We start from the raw sequence: 16,743 nt of genomic DNA on the forward strand, positions 1-16,743 counted from the left end.
GAGATCAGGCCGATGGCAGCGCCCGGTAATGGAAGGCTCGACTTGATCTTCGAGTAGCGTTCAAGGCTGCCGGTGAGTTGTGCCTCGGGCTCACACTGCTAGCGCATTACCAGCTGTAACGCTGCATCAAATGCCAGCATGTGCTGCTGTTTGATGCTCAGCTGGTTCTCACGCATTGCCTGCCAGACGGGCCGCCAGCCACCCAGTTCAAGTTCATCGAGGTGCTTGCTTTGGCGGTACTGGCGCTCGAAATGATCGCGGTGGCTTTTCTCAATAAGCTTATCGCCGAGCGCGGGAACTAGCAGGCCGCGGGCTGACATGCTGACGGCGATAACAAGACCCGCCGGATCGAAATCGGGAAAGACGTGCAGACACACCGACTCAGGTAGCTGTGCAATCAGCTTTCGCGCGCCGCGAGCCAGACCACCATGGCCTCGGTACAACACCAGGGCGTCGTTGAGCGCTTCGGGGATGCGGTACTCCTGCCACTGGTCAAAGCTGTCCAGGTTCTCTACCAACACGAGATTGCGAACCTGTGCCAAGGCTAGTGTGTCCAGCGGGACTCGTAGGCTGAGTTCTGCGGGCAACTGCGGCAGAGGCGCGGGCAGGTTACCCTTGACCAGTACGAAGTTATCGCCCGGGCGTTCCGATCCTAGCTTGTCATCTCGGAATTGGCGGGCAATCTCTGTGCGACTACCGGCAGGCGGTGGCGTTATCGGGTCCCAACCCTCGACCCGGAGAAAAAACGTACGCAGCGCCCGGTAATCGGCGTCGTTCAAGTGCAGTTTGCCGCCGCGCCGCATGCCAATTTCGACATAGCGGCGGATATCTTCCCAGGCTGCATTGAGAGACACCGAGGGTAACTGGTTGCGTACCGCACGGTGGACGGCATTGAAATGGCGCGTCACTAGGCCAACCACAGGGCAATGTCCCGCACGATGTAATTGCCGTTGTAAATCGGATGGGACTCGCCCTGCAGGTCCAGCTCGAAATGACTCTTCTGGTCATCGGGCAGGGCTTCGTAGCCGCCGATCACCTGGTAGAGCCAGGATTCCGTTTCCCAGGGCAGCGCCTGTTGCGAATGCCAAGTCAGGGCGGTGACGGGGTGACCGTTCTCGATCACATGGCAGAGATAGTCCTGCACTGCTTCCTGAATCGGACTGGTCTGCACCTCGAAGCCTTCGACTTCCTGCAGCAGCAACTCTTCGGCTTCTGGTAGCGGGGTGAGCATATTCTCCGCTTGTTGCGAGGCCTTGATTTGCGCGAGTAGGGCGAGCAGGTCGGCTTCATGACTACTGGCATGGATGTTAACTGCGGCTGGGCCCAAGGTAGGCGGGGCCAGGCTGAAAAGCTGCGGCAATTGTGAGCGGGTCGTGTGGTTGCCGACCTGATAGTCCGGTTGCTGCTCGCCGTGCAGCAGCCAGCCCTTGAGCAGCAGGGTGCGACCTTGAATCTTTCGAAAGCGGCCCAGCAGCTCCAACAAACGGCCCTGGACGATACTCAGCTCCTGCGAACAGGCACTGACGCTGCGTTGCAGGCTGGCCACCAGCAGACGGCGTAGCTCTCTCAAATCCCCCGCGGTATCCGCCAGCTCTTGGAAATCGATCATTTCCAGTCCATTGAGCAGTTCGCTCACCTGCGACTGGGCCAACTCGTTTTCGCGGATTTTCGCAGTCAGGCTGCCGACGTAGCCGAACTCGTTGTTGATCCGGCTCCACAGCACTCGAATGCTGTGGCTCAGCCCTTCGGTAAAGCTGTAGACGTGCTCGCGTAAATCGGCCAGATAGGCGTCTGCCGCCGGGAAGTCACCCTGGTGATGGGCTTCCTTGTAATGCGCAGCCAAGGTCTTGAACGTCGCAAGCGTCGAGCCGGTGTTGGCGTCGATCTGCCGATTGCGGTCGTCGCGCAGCGCTTCCTCGAGTAGCGCGCGTACCACACGGCGCAAGTGCAGATCGGAGCCAGGCTCGGGGCGATACAGAATGCCGTCCTTGATCAGGCGCTCCTGTACGCCGGGCTCGAGGCTCTGGTCAGGCACAGAGCCAGCCAGATAGGCATCCATAATCGGTTCGGCATGGCGCCCCAGCTGGCGCAGGAAGCGCACGCCGGCCTGATGCAGGTTGTTGTTCATATCAGATTGCCCTGGCTGGAGGCTTCGGCACGCTCCTCCAGTGCTAGCCCTTCTGCTTCATCGATGAAACGGATCACTTCGTAGAGGTAATCCAGCTTACCGGTGCCGAGAAATATCTGTTTGTCGGGATTTGGGCGCAACAAATAGCCCAGTTCGCACAGCTTTTTGAATACCTGCTTGATCTGGGCGTCAACGTTGCTACTGGTGGAGCGAAACAGGGCGTAATGGCTGATACGGTTGAGCTGCTCGCGAAACGCCGGCGTGTCTTCGACGATGCTTTGCAGTTCGTTGAGACGAATCGGGCTTCCTTCCGTCAGCGGGGCGTCGTGGGCGCTGGCCTCCTGTACCAAGACCAGCCACTCCGCCAGCGGCGTCAGAGCATTGCAAATATCGCGGAATTGCTGGCTGACGATCCGTCGCTCGGCGTCGCCCAACTGGCGATAGCCGCAGAAGAACACGTCGGAGTCGGCAGCGCCACCGACCGTGGCGACTACACGGTTGAGGGTGTTCAGGTACTCATCCACCTGTTCGCGGTTGGCCGGGTTCTTCAAGAATCGCCAGCCCTCTTCATTGCTGGTCCGGCAGATGAAGGACCCTTGCAGCAGTGATTCGATCACGTTGCCTTTGGTGGATAACATCAGGCGGTCTCCCCGGTCATGCGTGCCTTGAGGCGTTCGCCAATCACGTCCAGGCGCGGTTTGACCACCTGCAACTGGCGGGTCTGTTTGTTGACAATGTAACGATTGGCAAACAGCGACAGCACTTCAGAGTCCGGGTTAGGGAAAGCGCCGAGGATGCGGATCGAGTTATTGCCGCAAGCATCGAAGATTTTCTTCACGTTGGCGTGGTGTAAGGTGCCCAGCTCGTCGATCGGCCAATGAATAACTGCGGGCGCGTTACCTCGTAGCAGCCGAGTAAACGCCAGCAGAAACTTGCAGAGAATCAGATAAGCCATCCCGTGGCTGGAGGATTCATTGAGCTGGCGGTCGGTGCGGATGACCAGATCGCTTCGGCCTTCACGTAGACGCAGTTCGATTTCCAATAAACCTGCAACACCGCTGTTCAACGCAGAGCGGCCAAGAACTTCCAATGCGCGGCGCATGCTGCCGGTGTAGTCGCCATTGGGCAGCTCGGCAAAGCCGCTTTCTTCCCAAGCCAGATAGGCACGAGCGAAGGCACGTAGCTCCGGCCAGAACTCCAGTTCGGTGATGCGCGAGCGAATCGTCACCGCGGAATTGGATACGCCTTCGAGAAGCAGGTCCTCGCTGACTTCACGAGTGATGCGGGCGCTCTGGTTGGCGATGCGTTTATCGATATCCGTCAGAATATCGAAGAAGGTAAACAGCTCATTACCGAAGATCCGCCCTTGCTCGCGCAGGCCGTTGAGGCTTTGCGGTACCAGCTTGTTGAGCAGCTCGTCGAGCGCCGGTACCAGGCGGCGGTAATCCAGACTGGGGATGCCGCGTTCGTTGATTCGGCTGCATTCTTCACGGCTGCGCTCCCAGGTTTCCGCCAGGCTGGAGCCGGACTTGCTTGCGATGAGGGTGTCGAAGCGGTCCACGTGCTGTTTGATGGCAGCGAGCAGGGCGTCGCGGTGATGCAATTGTTCCTGGCCGTGCCGCAGACGCTCATCAAGCTCGCCTTCTGCGAGCGTGCCTTCGCGCGGCAGCTTGAGCTCGCCCAAACGACGCAGCAGTGTTTTCAAGCTGTCCAGCTGGTCGCCGACAATGATTTGAGCCTGCAGAGCCTGTTGTCGTTGCTTGTCTAGCGCGCCGCGGCTGGCCTTGAATTGGGCGGAAGCAGCGTCCAACTGCTGCCTGAGTTCGGTGGCCAGCACCTTCTGGTTGGTCAGCTCATCCTGTAGCTTGGGTTTGAGCTTCAGCCAGCTCAACGCATACCACTCTTGGTAGCGGTTGACGTCGGCCCGGCGCGCCTCGGTGTCCCTGATGCGCTGGTCGAGCGCGCGCAGGTCGGTCCTGAGCTGGATGAGCTGGGTTTCATCCACGCCGCGAGATTTCAACTCGTTCCGATACCACTGTTCACAGGCGGCCAGCTCGGCTTTGCCGGTGCTTCGCTGGTTATCGATTTGGGCCTTGAGTTGTGCCATGCGGTGGTCCAGATCGCCGATCACTTGCTGCCAATGGGCAAGTGTCTCTATCCGTGCTTCTTGGAGCTGCGCTTCCAAGTCCTCCAGCAGGCTTTCCTGTTCCAGCTGGAGTTGCTTGATCACGTTGCCCAAGTCACTGAGCTGTTTCTTGGCCTCTAGCCGTCGTTCGGCTAAGGCGGCTTCCAGACGCCCCTTGAGCGCAGCACGTTCTTCCTTGAGGCGCTGATGATCACTCTTGCGGTTTTGGAGTTCGGTACGGGCGACCACAAGGCGGGGGTTGAGTACGTCCAGGGCTGCACTGGTTTCCGCCAGTTGGTGCTCTGTCTGCTGCTGCTGATGCTGCGCATCCTGCAGGTTGTCTTCGGCGAGCTGCAGGCGATGGCGCAACTCGGCTTCGCTAGCCGCGTGCTCGGGTGTTTCCAGAGCAGCCAATTCGAGGTGCACGCCATACAGGCTATCGCTCTGTGGCTCGCTGAGTGCCGGTTTGAGGTCGGTTCGCTGCAGCAGGGCAGGCTCGATCACCTTCCCCAGCTGCAATTCCCAATCAGGCTGTTCGCGGCGCAGGAATTCGAGCAAGGTGTTCTGGCGTGGGTAGAGGAGCTGTTCGGCCTCGTCCCGCGTCCGCTGACGCTCGGCCACGCGGCGAGCGGCCAGGTTGAGTTGCTGGCTGCCTTCTTCGCGCTGTCGTAGCAGCTTGCGTTCTTCTTGAATCAGGGTATCCAGCGTCTGGCTGGCTTCTTCTCGCTTGTGTTCGGCATCATCCAGACGGCGGTCGAAGATGTTCAGGCTAAGGACTTCTTCCTCGCTGTAGCTGAAACTGGCGATCTGCTGTTCCAGGCTGCGCTGTTCCAGCTGGACGGCGTGCTTCTGCTCGCGAAAGCGGCCGTCGGCCTCCTGCTGGTGATTCCCGAAGGATTTTTCCAACTGGCCAATGGCGTTGTTCTTCTGTTGGTTGCGTGCGGCCAGCTCGTCGTGCAGCTGACGCTCCTGATCGTGCAGGCGCTCCAGCGCTTCCTGCTGTTGCTCCTGAATTTCCTGTTTGCGCTCCAGGTAGGCGTTCTGAACATCCGCATGCTGCTCGGTAAGCAGTCGCAGGCGCTCTTTGAGATTATTCAGTTCAAGCTTCCAGCCATCGAGCTTGTCCAGGTCGGCCTTGGCCTGATCGATGTTGGCGTCGAGGTAACCCTGATATTGCTCCTCGATGTGGGTCAGCTGTATTTCTGCGCTTTCAATCTGGCCTTGGGCCTGGGAAAGCGAGAGGGAGAGCTCGTCGCGCTCGTCGCGCCACTTTTCTTCAAGCTGCTTGAGCGCGAAGCCGGTCTGTTCGAGTGTGTCCTTGAGTTGTTCCTGACGCGCAAACAGCACGGGCTCGTCAGTGCGATAGGCCAGCAGCAGGCCGCTCAGGCGAGCCTCGCAGCTTTGCAAGTCTTGATGGTCGCCTTCCAGTCGGGCGAATTCCGGACGAATCGCATCGAAGCCCTGAATCAGCTGGCTGTCGCGAATCCAGTCCTCGACCCGCTGCGGGTTCAGGTGAGTAGTCGGCGGTGTCACGCCATCCTCTTCGAGGATGGCCGCGATCATCGACTTGATGGTTTCCATCTTGCCTTCGCGTGAGTGCACGGCGCGCACCAGCTTTTCGATATGCCGTAGAGAATGCTCGCCCGCGCACAGGGAGAACTGGCGAGCCAGACTGCGCAATTCGCTGCGCTGGTTGTCGGCAGCGAGTAGGCTGCGATCATTTTGAATGATCGCGCGGAACTGACGAGTGTTCAGCTGATTGGTCGTGGCCACACCCATCTGTTTAAAGTGGCGGCCCAGCTCATTCATGGTCAGGCAGCTGATGCGGTCGCCCTGGCGGTTCTTGATGTAATCGTCCAGTTCGAACGCCTTGTGCACCAGGCGGTAGTCAACACCCCTGCCGTCACTAGCGGCTGCGAGCACGGCCTGACACAGCTCGTCGTCCATGCGCCGGTACTCGAACACGATGAAGCTCTGGTCCGTAGGTAGATACCAGCGCTCGAAACTGTCGCGGGTGGAGGGCACCACGCGGCTCGGGTATTCGCCATAGAACACAGGTACCAGGCGCTGGAGGGTGGTTTTACCGGAAGCGTTGGTACCGCAGATGTTGGTGTGATCATCCACCACCAGCTCGACCACACCCATGAGGTGGGTGTTTATGAGAATGATGCGATTCAGGCTGGGCATTGGGTTTCTTCTATCAATGGTTATGTGTCCGACCGTGGACGGCAATTCGAGCCATGCCTGGCGCATGGTTAATGAGGAATGGTTTCCAGCACTTCCATAAGCACCTTGACCTTGCCTATGGACTCCTCGTATTCCGCTTGCCAATCAGAGTCTGCGACGATTCCGCCACCGCCCCAGCAGGTAACTTGCTGGTCTTTTATTAATAAGGTGCGGATGGCGATGGAGCTGTCCATCTCGCCACGAACATCGATATAAAGCAGCGAGCCGCAGTAAACCGAACGACTGGTGGCTTCCAGTTCGTCGATGATCTGCATCGCGCGGATCTTCGGCGCGCCTGTGATCGAACCGCCGGGAAAGCTGCCAGCAAGAAGATCGAACGCGTCTCGACCATCAGCCAGGGTTCCGCTGACGCAGCTGACCAGGTGATGCACGTTGGGATAGCTTTCCAACGCGAAGAGCTCAGGCACCTGCACGCTGCCGATTCGGCAGCTGCGGCCGAGGTCGTTGCGCATCAGGTCGACGATCATCAGATTTTCCGCTCGATCCTTGTCGCTTGCCAACAGTGCTTGAGCTTGCTCCGCATCGGTGTGCGGATCCATGCCCCGCTGGCGGGTGCCCTTGATCGGCCGGGTCTCGACGCGACCTTCCTTTAGCCGAAGAAAGCGTTCGGGTGAAAAGCTGGCAATAGCACCGCCGTCGAGCGCGATAAAGCCAGAAAAAGGCGTGGGGCAAACGTTACGCACGCGACGGTAAGCATCCCACTCATCGCCCTGACAGGGCGCCCGGAAGCGCTGGGCAAAGTTCACCTGATAGCAATCGCCTTCCTGGATATAGCGCTGGATCTTCTCGACGGCCTGCTTATAGCCATTAAGCTCGAGCTCGGCAGTGAACTTCGCCTGGAGCTCGAATGGCTGGTGTTCATATTCGGCATCGGTTTCGAATAACCGTATCAGGCGCTGGCGGTCTGTATCGCCAAGGTTGGGATGAAATACCAGATGGCTGCGCTTGAGCTGGTGATCGTTGATCAGTGCCCACGGGTAGAGGCCGAACCGGGCGGCGGGTAGCGCCAGGTCATCCAGGGCACGGTTCGGTAATGCCTCGAGCCGTCTGCCGAAGTCGTAGGCCAACAGGCCGATCAAGCCACCGGCAAAGGGTAGGGGGCAATCGTCAGGAATGTCGGCGCGGCCAAGCAGCTCGAGCGCCTGGCGCAGGCGTTGGAAAAAAGCTGCACCGGATTCGTCTGCACCGGGCTCGAAGATGCCGAGCGGCCAGGCGCTGAGCAGATCATAGCGACCCCGCTCGGCGCCTGGCCTGCCGGAGTCCAGCAGCACCGCGCCGTGGGCGTGACGAATTCGCTCGAACCAGCTCGCGGGATCAGGTTTGTATTCGAGGGTGTATAGGGTGCAGACAGGCATTGGCGATGATTGGCTGGACAGGAGCACCCGACCGCTGAGGGTCGGGCGAGAGCGGTGAGCTAGTCGTGGGCTGGAATATGCCCGAACAGCTGTTGGGCGAATGCCACTCGCTCTTCCGGGGTCTCCTGGATGCCTTTTTCCTTAAGCTGGGCGATGCGCGATTCTACCGCATGCGCCCGATGAGTCAGGCCGCAGTCATTGGCAATCTGAATGTTCAGACCAGGGCGTGCGTTGAGCTCGAGAATCAGCGGGCCCTTGTCCTGGTCGAGCACCATGTCGACGCCGATGTAGCCCAGCCCGCACAGCTCATAGCAGCCGGCGGCGAGCTTCATGAAGCCGTCCCAGTTGGGCAGTTGCACGCCGTCCACCGCGTTGGTGGTGTCGGGGTGCTTGGTGATCTTGTTGTTCAGCCAAGTGCCGCGCAGCGTGATGCCGGTGGCCAGATCCACACCGACGCCGATGGCCCCTTGGTGCAGGTTGGCCTTGCCGCCGGACTGGCGGGTCGGCAGGCGCAGCATGGCCATGACCGGGTAGCCCATCAGCACGATGATGCGGATGTCCGGTACGCCTTCGTAGCTGATGCTCTTGAAGATCGGGTCCGGCGTAACGCGGTATTCGATCAGCGCCCGGTCACGGTGTCCACCCAGCGAATAAAGGCCGGTGAGGATGTTGGAGATCTGATGCTCGATCTCCTCATGGGTGATGATCTTGCCCGAAACCGTCCGGTAGCGGCCCTCGAATCGATCGGCGATCACCAGAATGCCGTCGCCGCCAGCGCCCTGTGCCGGCTTGACGACGAAATCGGGGCGCCCCTTTACGATGTCGTTGAGCTTCTCGATATCCTTTTCGGTCTCGATGATGCCGTACATTTCCGGCACATCGATACCGGCTTCGATGGCCCGTTCCTTGGTGATGATCTTGTCATCGACGATCGGGTACAGGTTGCGCTTGTTGTACTTGAGCACATAGTCCGCGTTGCGGCGGTTGATGCCCATGATGCCCTTGGCTTCCAGGGCCTTCCACGTCTTGATCAGACCGAACATGGCTCAATCCTTCAAAAAGGCTTTGAAACGGAACAGCTCGGTCAGGCGGTAGCCACGGTAACGACCCATGGCCAGCATGAAGCCCACCATGATCAGCAACACTGCCGGGAAGGTGAAGATGAAGTAGGTCAGTTCCGGAATGTTCATCAGCAGGAACGACAGACTTGCTGCGATCAGTGTGCCAACCGCGACCTTGAAGGCATGGCCGCCACCGCGTTCTTCCCAGGTGATCGACAGGCGCTCGATGGTCATGGTCAGGATCACCATCGGGAACAGCGAGACGGAAAGCCCGCGCTCGAGCCCGAGCTTGTGACTCAACAGGCTGATCACCGCAATCAGCACGACGACGAACGTGAGCACGACCGAGAGGCGTGGCAGCATCTGCAACTTCAGATGTTCAAGGTAGGAGCGCAGGGACAAACCGAGTGCGGTAATGACGGTAAACAGAATGATGCCGAAGCCAATCTGGGTCTCGCGGAACGCTAGGGCGATCAGCACCGGAGTGAAGGTACCCAGCGTTTGCAAGCCGCCGAGGTTGCGCAGAATCAGAATCACCAGAACGCCGATCGGGATCATGATCATGATCTGATAGGTCTGTTGAGTCTGCAGTGGCAGGCCATACAGCGAGTATTCAAGGAAGTCCGCGTCGGTGTTTTCGTCCGTCAGCTTCGCCAGGCGGATGGCGTTCATCTCGCTGCTGTTGAGCGTGAACGTCACTTGCGCATTACGCCCACCTTCGAGCGTTAGCAGCGGCTCGTCACCGGTCCACCAGACCAAACGATCCTTCGGCAGCCCCTGCTCACCGGTTTCCGGGTTGAAATACAGCCACTTGTCACCGTTGAAGCTGCGTAGCCAGAGTTCGGGCGTCTGCGCCATATCGGCGAGCAGTCGAACGGTGTGCACGCGCTCCATCGGCACATGGGCGATGGACAGCAGCAGATCGATCACACGGGCCTTGTTCGGAGTCGACGAGTCGCCGCCGAGCAGCAATTTGACGTTGTCATCATCGGTATTGTTTACACGCTTGATGGCTTCGCTGATGAAGGTCTCGACATCGGCCGAATGCTGGCGGATCGGTGAGAGCAGGGCTTCGGCGGCAATTTTTTCGGCACCTTCGACCGGAATGCTGTCGCGGAAGATCGGGCCGGTGGCCGCGGTTTGTTCGCCGCTGTAGCGTCTGGTGAGCACCAGGCGGTAGTAAAGCGTTTGATTGCCACTGGCGCGACGCGCCGACCAGGTGACGCGACGGTTGCCGTCGGCGCGGTTGATGCTGACGCCGTAATTGTTGGAGATGAAGCTTTCGTTGAGGCTGACGAACTCCTGGTTCAGCGGAGGCACGTACATCTGCAGCTTCACCGGCTCGCGCGGGCTGGCCTGAAATTCGATTTTGGCGTCGATATTCCACAGGTCATCGGTTTCGTCTTCGGTAATCGGAATTCCGAAGACGAAAATCTGGTACGCGGTGATCGCGATGCCCAGCGTGACGAGCAGGAAAATCAGGACTTTGAGATGCAGGGTAAGGGCGCGCATGGAATTACTCGTCAGCGTCGGATTCGATAATGCAGCCGGGTTTGCCAGCAGCGTACTTAAGGCTTGGATCGACCAGGGCACCGAAGCGAGTAAGCGCATCGGAACCTATTAAAAGTGGATATTGGAATGCACTTCTGTCCGTGAGGTTCACTTCAATGCTGCGTTTGGCCTTGCCCATGCACAGCTCGAGCTCCACGACGGGGCGCGGTGTATAGGTTTTTTCTTCTTCTGGATCAAAGTCTCCAGCGCGACGTTTGATCTTGCTGATGCGCTGCAGCGGCAGCTCGATCGGGTGGTCATGAGCCTCGTCGACGGCGAGGTAGAAGCGAACCCAATCCTTCCCCTTGCGCTTGAAGTTTTCGATATCGCGCGCGCTGAGCGAGGCGGTTTGCGCGCCCGTATCGAGTTTCGCAGGTAGCTCGATACCAAAGTCGGGTAGAGCGACATGTTCGTTCAGGCCATAGATGGTTTTGCCATCCGCTTGGGCGAAGAGCGGGGAGGCCAGAAGGCACAGCGACAGAAGGAAGAGTTTGGCGCTCATAGGTCCAGGGTTAGTCGAGTCGGAAAGCATGGGCGGAACGGCAGGCCGTGAGCTTGGAGGCATGGCGAGGCGGGCGCCAGGCGCCCATTACCGGCGCATTCTACATGGCCGTTCGTTCCGCCGACTAGGCTTATGCCTTGAGCTCGGCTGCGTAATGTCATAGATGCCAGCCGCGCCTCGCTGACCATATTGTCGACAATCTACTTTCGTCCCATTGACCATTTGGTGTTTCGGGGCGTAAGTTGTCGGCAATTGATATCCTTGGTGTCAACAATATGCTCGATACCGTCGAAAACCTCCGTTCTGATCAATTAGATAGCGGAACCCTGTCCGAACACGTGTTCCGGCTGATTCAGGCTGCCATCGTCAAGGGCGATATCGCACCCGGCAGCAAGATTTCCGAGCCGGAGCTAGCGCGCACCTATGGCATCAGTCGTGGGCCGTTGCGCGAGGCGATCCACCGCCTGGAAGGGCAGAAGCTGCTGGTGCGCATTCCCCATGTGGGCGCACGGGTGGTTTCCCTCAGCCATGCCGAGTTGATCGAGCTCTACGAGATCCGCGAATCATTGGAAGGCATGGCTTGTCGGCTGGCCGCCGAGCGCATGAGCGACGCCGAGATCGAAGAGCTGCGGCGTGTGCTGAGTACGCATGAGCGCGATGAGGCGTTCCAGGCGGGCGTCGGCTATTACCAGCAGGAAGGCGATTTCGACTTTCATTACCGCATCATTCAGGGCAGTGGCAACCGCACCTTGGCCAAGTTGCTCTGCGATGAGCTCTATCAATTGGTGCGCATGTACCGCATCCAATTCTCTACGACTCCGAACCGGCCACATCAAGCCTTCGCCGAGCATCACCGGATTCTCGACGCTATCACCGACCGCGATGGCGAGCTGGCGGAGCTGCTGATGCGCCGCCATATCGCTGCTTCCAAGCGCAACGTCGAGCGCCACTTCCAGGGCGTTCTCGAACAAACACCATATGAAAGGGGTAATGCATGACTCTTCCTTCCGCCGGTCAGCGTTTCCGTGACGCCGTGGCCAGTGAGCATCCGCTGCAGGTCGTCGGTGCGATCAACGCCAACCATGCGCTGCTGGCCAAGCGCGCAGGCTTCAAGGCCATCTATCTGTCTGGTGGCGGCGTCGCAGCTGGTTCGTTGGGCTTGCCGGATCTGGGTATCACCGGTCTCGACGATGTACTGACCGACGTGCGCCGCATCACCGATGTCTGCGATCTGCCGCTGCTGGTGGATGTCGACACCGGCTTCGGTTCCTCGGCGTTCAACGTAGCGCGTACCGTCAAGTCGATGATCAAGTTCGGCGCAGCGGCTATCCATATCGAGGACCAGGTCGGCGCCAAGCGCTGCGGTCATCGCCCGAACAAAGAGATCGTTTCCCAGCAGGAGATGGTCGACCGCATCAAGGCGGCCGTCGACGCGCGTACCGATGACAGCTTCGTAATCATGGCGCGTACCGATGCGCTGGCTGTGGAAGGGCTGAACGCCGCGCTGGATCGCGCCGCTGCCTGCATCGAGGCGGGTGCAGATATGATCTTTCCCGAAGCCATCACCGAACTGGCGATGTACAAGACCTTTGCCGATCAGGTGAACGCGCCGATCCTGGCCAACATTACCGAGTTCGGTGCCACCCCGCTGTATACCACCGAGGAGTTGGCCAGCGTTGACGTCTCCCTGGTGCTGTATCCGCTGTCGGCTTTCAGGGCCATGAACAAGGCGGCAGAGAACGTCTATACCGCGCTGCGCCGTGACGGCACGCAGAAGAACGTGATCGATACCATGCAGACCCGCATGGAGCTTTACGACCGCATCAACTACCACGCTTTCGAGCAGAGCCTCGATGCGTTGTTCGCTCAGAAGAAGAGCTGAGCCCGCGCGGTTCCGGCGGTGTGATCGGAGCCTTCCATCGACGTGATTGAGCAATATCCAGAATAAATCCAATAAGGAGATAGCAAATGGCTGAAGCAAAGGTGTTGAGTGGGGCAGGTCTGCGCGGTCAGATCGCCGGACAGACCGAGCTCTGTACGGTCGGCAAGGAAGGCGCCGGTCTGACCTATCGTGGTTATGACGTTCGCGATCTGGCCGCAGTGGCCGATTTCGAGGAAGTGGCCTACCTGCTGTTCTACGGAGAATTGCCCAATACGGACCAACTGGCAGCCTACAAGAGCCGCCTGATGACTCTGCGCGACCTGCCGCAGGCGCTGAAGGAAGTGCTGGAGCGCATACCGGCCAGCGCCCATCCGATGGACGTCATGCGTACCGGCGCTTCGGTGCTCGGCACTCTGGAGCCGGAAGTCAGCTTCGAGCAGCAGCGTGACGTCGCCGAGCGCCTGATGGCGGCATTCCCGGCGATCATGTGCTACTGGTATCGCTTCACCCACGACGGCGTTCGCATCGAGTGCAGTAGCGACGAAGACACCCTGGGCGGGCACTTCCTCGCGCTGTTGCACGGCAAGAAGCCGAGCGACCTGCACGTCCGGGTGATGAATGTCTCGCTGATTCTCTATGCAGAGCATGAGTTCAACGCCTCGACCTTCACCGCGCGGGTCTGTGCTTCGACCCTGTCCGACCTCTATTCCTGCGTGACCGGTGCCATCGGTTCGCTGCGTGGCCCGCTGCATGGGGGGGCCAACGAGGCGGCGATGGAGCTGATCGAGCGCTTCAAGACACCGGAAGAGGCTCGCGAAGGCCTGCTGGGTATGCTGGAGCGCAAGGACAAGATCATGGGCTTCGGCCATGCGATCTACAAAGAGTCCGATCCGCGCAACGAGGTCATCAAGGTCTGGGCCAAGAAGCTGGCCGACGAAGTAGGCGACACCGTGCTGTACCCGGTATCGGTTGCGGTCGACGAGACCATGTGGGAGCAGAAGAAGCTCTTCCCCAACGCCGACTTCTACCATGCCTCGGCCTATCACTTCATGGGCATCCCCACCAAGCTGTTCACGCCGATCTTCGTCTGCTCGCGTGTCACCGGCTGGGCGTCCCATGTGTTCGAACAACGCAGCAACAACCGGATCATTCGGCCGAGCGCCGATTACATCGGTCCGGAGCAGCGCAAGGTCGTACCGATCGCCGAACGCTGATCGGAAGAGGGGAGTTCGTGATCGGACTCCCTCTCCCTTGCCCCTCGGAACATTACTGGATTGAGTTCTTCCGGCATGAATACAGAACACCGCAAACCTCTGCCCGGCACCCAGCTTGACTACTTCGACACCCGCGCGGCAGTCGAAGAGATCCAGCCGGGCGCCTACGACAAGCTGCCCTATACCTCCCGTGTGCTGGCCGAACAGTTGGTGCGTCGCTGCGAGCCGGCGCTGCTGACCGATTCGCTGAAGCAGATCATCGAGCGTAAACAGGACCTGGACTTTCCCTGGTATCCGGCCCGCGTGGTCTGTCACGACATTCTCGGCCAGACCGCGCTGGTCGATCTCGCCGGTCTGCGTGACGCGATCGCCGAGCAGGGCGGCGACCCGTCCAAGGTCAACCCGGTGGTGCCGACGCAGCTGATCGTCGATCACTCGCTGGCGGTGGAGCATGCCGGTTTCGATCCGGATGCCTTCGAGAAAAATCGCGCCGTCGAGGAGCGTCGCAACGAAGATCGCTTCCATTTCATCGAATGGACCAAGACCGCCTTCAAGAACGTCGACGTGATTCCGGCCGGTAACGGCATCATGCACCAGATCAATCTGGAGAAGATGTCGCCGGTGATCCAGGCGCGCGATGGCGTGGCCTTCCCCGACACCTGCGTCGGCACCGATTCCCACACCCCGCACGTTGATGCCCTGGGCGTGATCGCCGTCGGTGTCGGCGGTCTGGAGGCGGAGACCGTGATGCTCGGTCGCGCCTCAATGATGCGCCTGCCCGATATCGTCGGCGTCCGGTTGTCCGGCAAACGCCAGCCGGGAATCACCGCGACCGATATCGTCCTGGCGTTGACCGAATTCCTGCGCAACGAGCGCGTGGTCGGAGCCTGGGTAGAGTTTTTCGGCGAAGGTGCCGACAGCCTGTCCATCGGTGACCGCGCCACCATCTCCAACATGTGCCCCGAGTACGGCGCCACGGCGGCGATGTTCTATATCGACCAGCAAACCATCGATTACCTCAAGCTCACCGGGCGCGAGCCGGAGCAGGTGGCGCTGGTCGAGCACTACGCGAAAACCACCGGCCTCTGGGCCGATGCGCTGGTCAGCGCCGAATACGAGCGCGTGCTGGAGTTCGATCTGTCGACCGTGGTGCGCAACCTGGCCGGCCCGTCCAATCCGCACCGCCGACTGCCGACCTCGGCGTTGGCCGAACGCGGCATCGCGGTGAACCTGGACAAGGCGCAGGCCGAAGAGGAAGGTCTGATGCCGGACGGTGCGGTGATCATCGCCGCCATCACCAGCTGCACCAATACTTCTAATCCGCGCAACGTGGTCGCCGCCGGTCTGGTGGCAAAGAAGGCCAATGAACTGGGCCTGCTGCGCAAACCTTGGGTGAAGACGTCCTTCGCGCCGGGTTCCAAAGTCGCCAAGCTGTACCTGGAGGAAGCCGGCCTGCTGCCGGAACTGGAAAAGCTTGGCTTCGGCATCGTTGGCTACGCCTGCACCACCTGCAACGGCATGTCCGGTGCACTGGACCCGAAGATCCAGCAGGAAATCATCGACCGCGACCTGTATGCCACCGCGGTGCTTTCCGGCAACCGCAACTTCGACGGGCGCATTCACCCCTACGCCAAGCAGGCCTTCCTGGCCTCACCACCATTAGTGGTGGCCTACGCCATCGCCGGCACCGTGCGTTTCGACATCGAGCAGGACGTGCTGGGCCATGACGCTCAGGACAATCCGATCACCCTCAAGGACCTGTGGCCGAGCGACGAGGAAATCGACGCCATCGTTGCCTCCTCGGTGAAGCCTGAACAGTTCCGCCAGATCTATATCCCGATGTTCGATCTGGGCGCGGTGGAAGAAGCTGAAAGTCCGCTGTACGACTGGCGTCCGATGTCCACCTATATTCGCCGCCCGCCGTACTGGGAAGGCGCGCTGGCCGGCGAGCGCAGCCTCAAGGGCATGCGCCCGCTGGCGGTGCTGCCGGACAACATCACCACCGACCACCTGTCGCCGTCCAACGCCATCCTGCTGGACAGCGCCGCTGGTGAATACCTGCACAAGATGGGCCTGCCGGAAGAGGACTTCAATTCCTACGCGACTCACCGGGGCGACCACCTCACGGCGCAGCGCGCCACCTTCGCCAATCCGCAGCTGGTCAACGAAATGGCCGTCGTCGATGGACAGGTGAAGAAGGGATCGCTGGCGCGCGTCGAGCCGGAAGGCGCCGTCATGCGCATGTGGGAAGCCATCGAAACCTACATGAACCGCAAGCAGCCGCTGATCATCATTGCTGGCGCCGATTACGGTCAGGGTTCGTCCCGTGACTGGGCGGCCAAGGGCGTGCGCCTGGCGGGTGTGGAAGCCATCGTCGCCGAAGGCTTCGAGCGTATTCACCGCACCAACCTGGTGGGCATGGGTGTGTTGCCGCTGGAGTTTAAGCCGGGCACCGACCGCAAGACCTTAGGGATAGACGGCACCGAGACCTTCGACGTGATCGGCGAGCGTACGCCGCGTGCAACGCTGACGCTGGTCATTCATCGTCGTAACGGCGAGAGCGTCGAAGTGCCGGTGACCTGCCGTCTGGATACCGCCGACGAAGTGTCGGTCTACGATGCGGGCGGCGTGCTGCAGCGCTTTGCCAAGGATTTCCTCGGGCAGGCGTAGGGTGGATC

12 protein-coding genes are annotated in these 16,743 nt (G+C 60.1%); 4 read left to right on the plus strand and 8 right to left on the minus strand.

What is annotated here, in order from left to right; all coding sequences use genetic code 11:
- Positions 1–98: 98 nt before the first annotated feature.
- The 8 genes from NA645_RS10450 to NA645_RS10485 form a co-directional block, all read right to left on the minus strand.
- Positions 99–908, minus strand: a complete 810-nt coding sequence (locus NA645_RS10450) for a DUF7281 domain-containing protein (protein ID WP_256048737.1) — start codon at positions 906–908, stop codon at positions 99–101.
- Entirely contained in the window at positions 908–2,128 is a 1,221-nt protein-coding gene (locus NA645_RS10455) for a phosphoenolpyruvate carboxylase (protein ID WP_256048738.1), read from the minus strand. Before NA645_RS10455 ends, NA645_RS10450 begins: the two co-directional genes overlap by 1 nt.
- Positions 2,125–2,766: a hypothetical protein gene (locus NA645_RS10460; protein WP_256048739.1), complete on the minus strand. Its 642-nt coding sequence runs from the start codon at positions 2,764–2,766 to the stop codon at positions 2,125–2,127. Before NA645_RS10460 ends, NA645_RS10455 begins: the two co-directional genes overlap by 4 nt.
- Positions 2,766–6,440: an ATP-binding protein gene (locus NA645_RS10465; protein ID WP_256048740.1), complete on the minus strand. Its 3,675-nt coding sequence runs from the start codon at positions 6,438–6,440 to the stop codon at positions 2,766–2,768. The genes NA645_RS10460 and NA645_RS10465 overlap by 1 nt, the downstream gene beginning before the upstream one ends.
- Positions 6,441–6,508: 68 nt before the next feature.
- The gene (gene pabB / locus NA645_RS10470) at positions 6,509–7,855 is read right to left on the minus strand and encodes an aminodeoxychorismate synthase component I (protein ID WP_256048741.1); all 1,347 of its coding nucleotides are present in this window, start codon (positions 7,853–7,855) and stop codon (positions 6,509–6,511) included.
- A gap of 59 nt (positions 7,856–7,914) precedes the next feature.
- Entirely contained in the window at positions 7,915–8,898 is a 984-nt protein-coding gene (locus tag NA645_RS10475; protein ID WP_256048742.1) for an alpha-L-glutamate ligase-like protein, read from the minus strand.
- 3 nt (positions 8,899–8,901) lie between these two features.
- Positions 8,902–10,428, minus strand: a complete 1,527-nt coding sequence (locus NA645_RS10480; protein ID WP_256048743.1) for an inactive transglutaminase family protein — start codon at positions 10,426–10,428, stop codon at positions 8,902–8,904.
- A gap of 4 nt (positions 10,429–10,432) precedes the next feature.
- Entirely contained in the window at positions 10,433–10,969 is a 537-nt protein-coding gene (locus tag NA645_RS10485) for an ATP-dependent zinc protease (protein WP_256048744.1), read from the minus strand.
- 275 nt (positions 10,970–11,244) lie between these two features.
- Here NA645_RS10485 and NA645_RS10490 point away from each other — a divergent pair, with 275 nt between their 5' ends.
- The 4 genes from NA645_RS10490 (at position 11,245) to acnD (ending at position 16,735) form a co-directional block, all read left to right on the plus strand.
- Entirely contained in the window at positions 11,245–11,967 is a 723-nt protein-coding gene (locus NA645_RS10490) for a GntR family transcriptional regulator (RefSeq protein ID WP_256048745.1), read from the plus strand.
- Complete coding sequence (gene prpB / locus NA645_RS10495; RefSeq protein ID WP_256048746.1) at positions 11,964–12,851, plus strand: methylisocitrate lyase; 888 nt, start codon at positions 11,964–11,966, stop codon at positions 12,849–12,851. The genes NA645_RS10490 and prpB overlap by 4 nt, the downstream gene beginning before the upstream one ends.
- Before the next feature lie 86 nt (positions 12,852–12,937).
- The gene (prpC, locus tag NA645_RS10500) at positions 12,938–14,065 is read left to right on the plus strand and encodes a bifunctional 2-methylcitrate synthase/citrate synthase (protein WP_256048747.1); all 1,128 of its coding nucleotides are present in this window, start codon (positions 12,938–12,940) and stop codon (positions 14,063–14,065) included.
- A gap of 75 nt (positions 14,066–14,140) precedes the next feature.
- Complete coding sequence (gene acnD, locus NA645_RS10505) at positions 14,141–16,735, plus strand: Fe/S-dependent 2-methylisocitrate dehydratase AcnD (protein ID WP_256048748.1); 2,595 nt, start codon at positions 14,141–14,143, stop codon at positions 16,733–16,735.
- Positions 16,736–16,743: the final 8 nt, after the last annotated feature.

It is taken from the genome of Stutzerimonas stutzeri (assembly GCF_024448955.1).
Taxonomy (GTDB): Bacteria; Pseudomonadota; Gammaproteobacteria; order Pseudomonadales; family Pseudomonadaceae; genus Stutzerimonas; species Stutzerimonas stutzeri_AQ.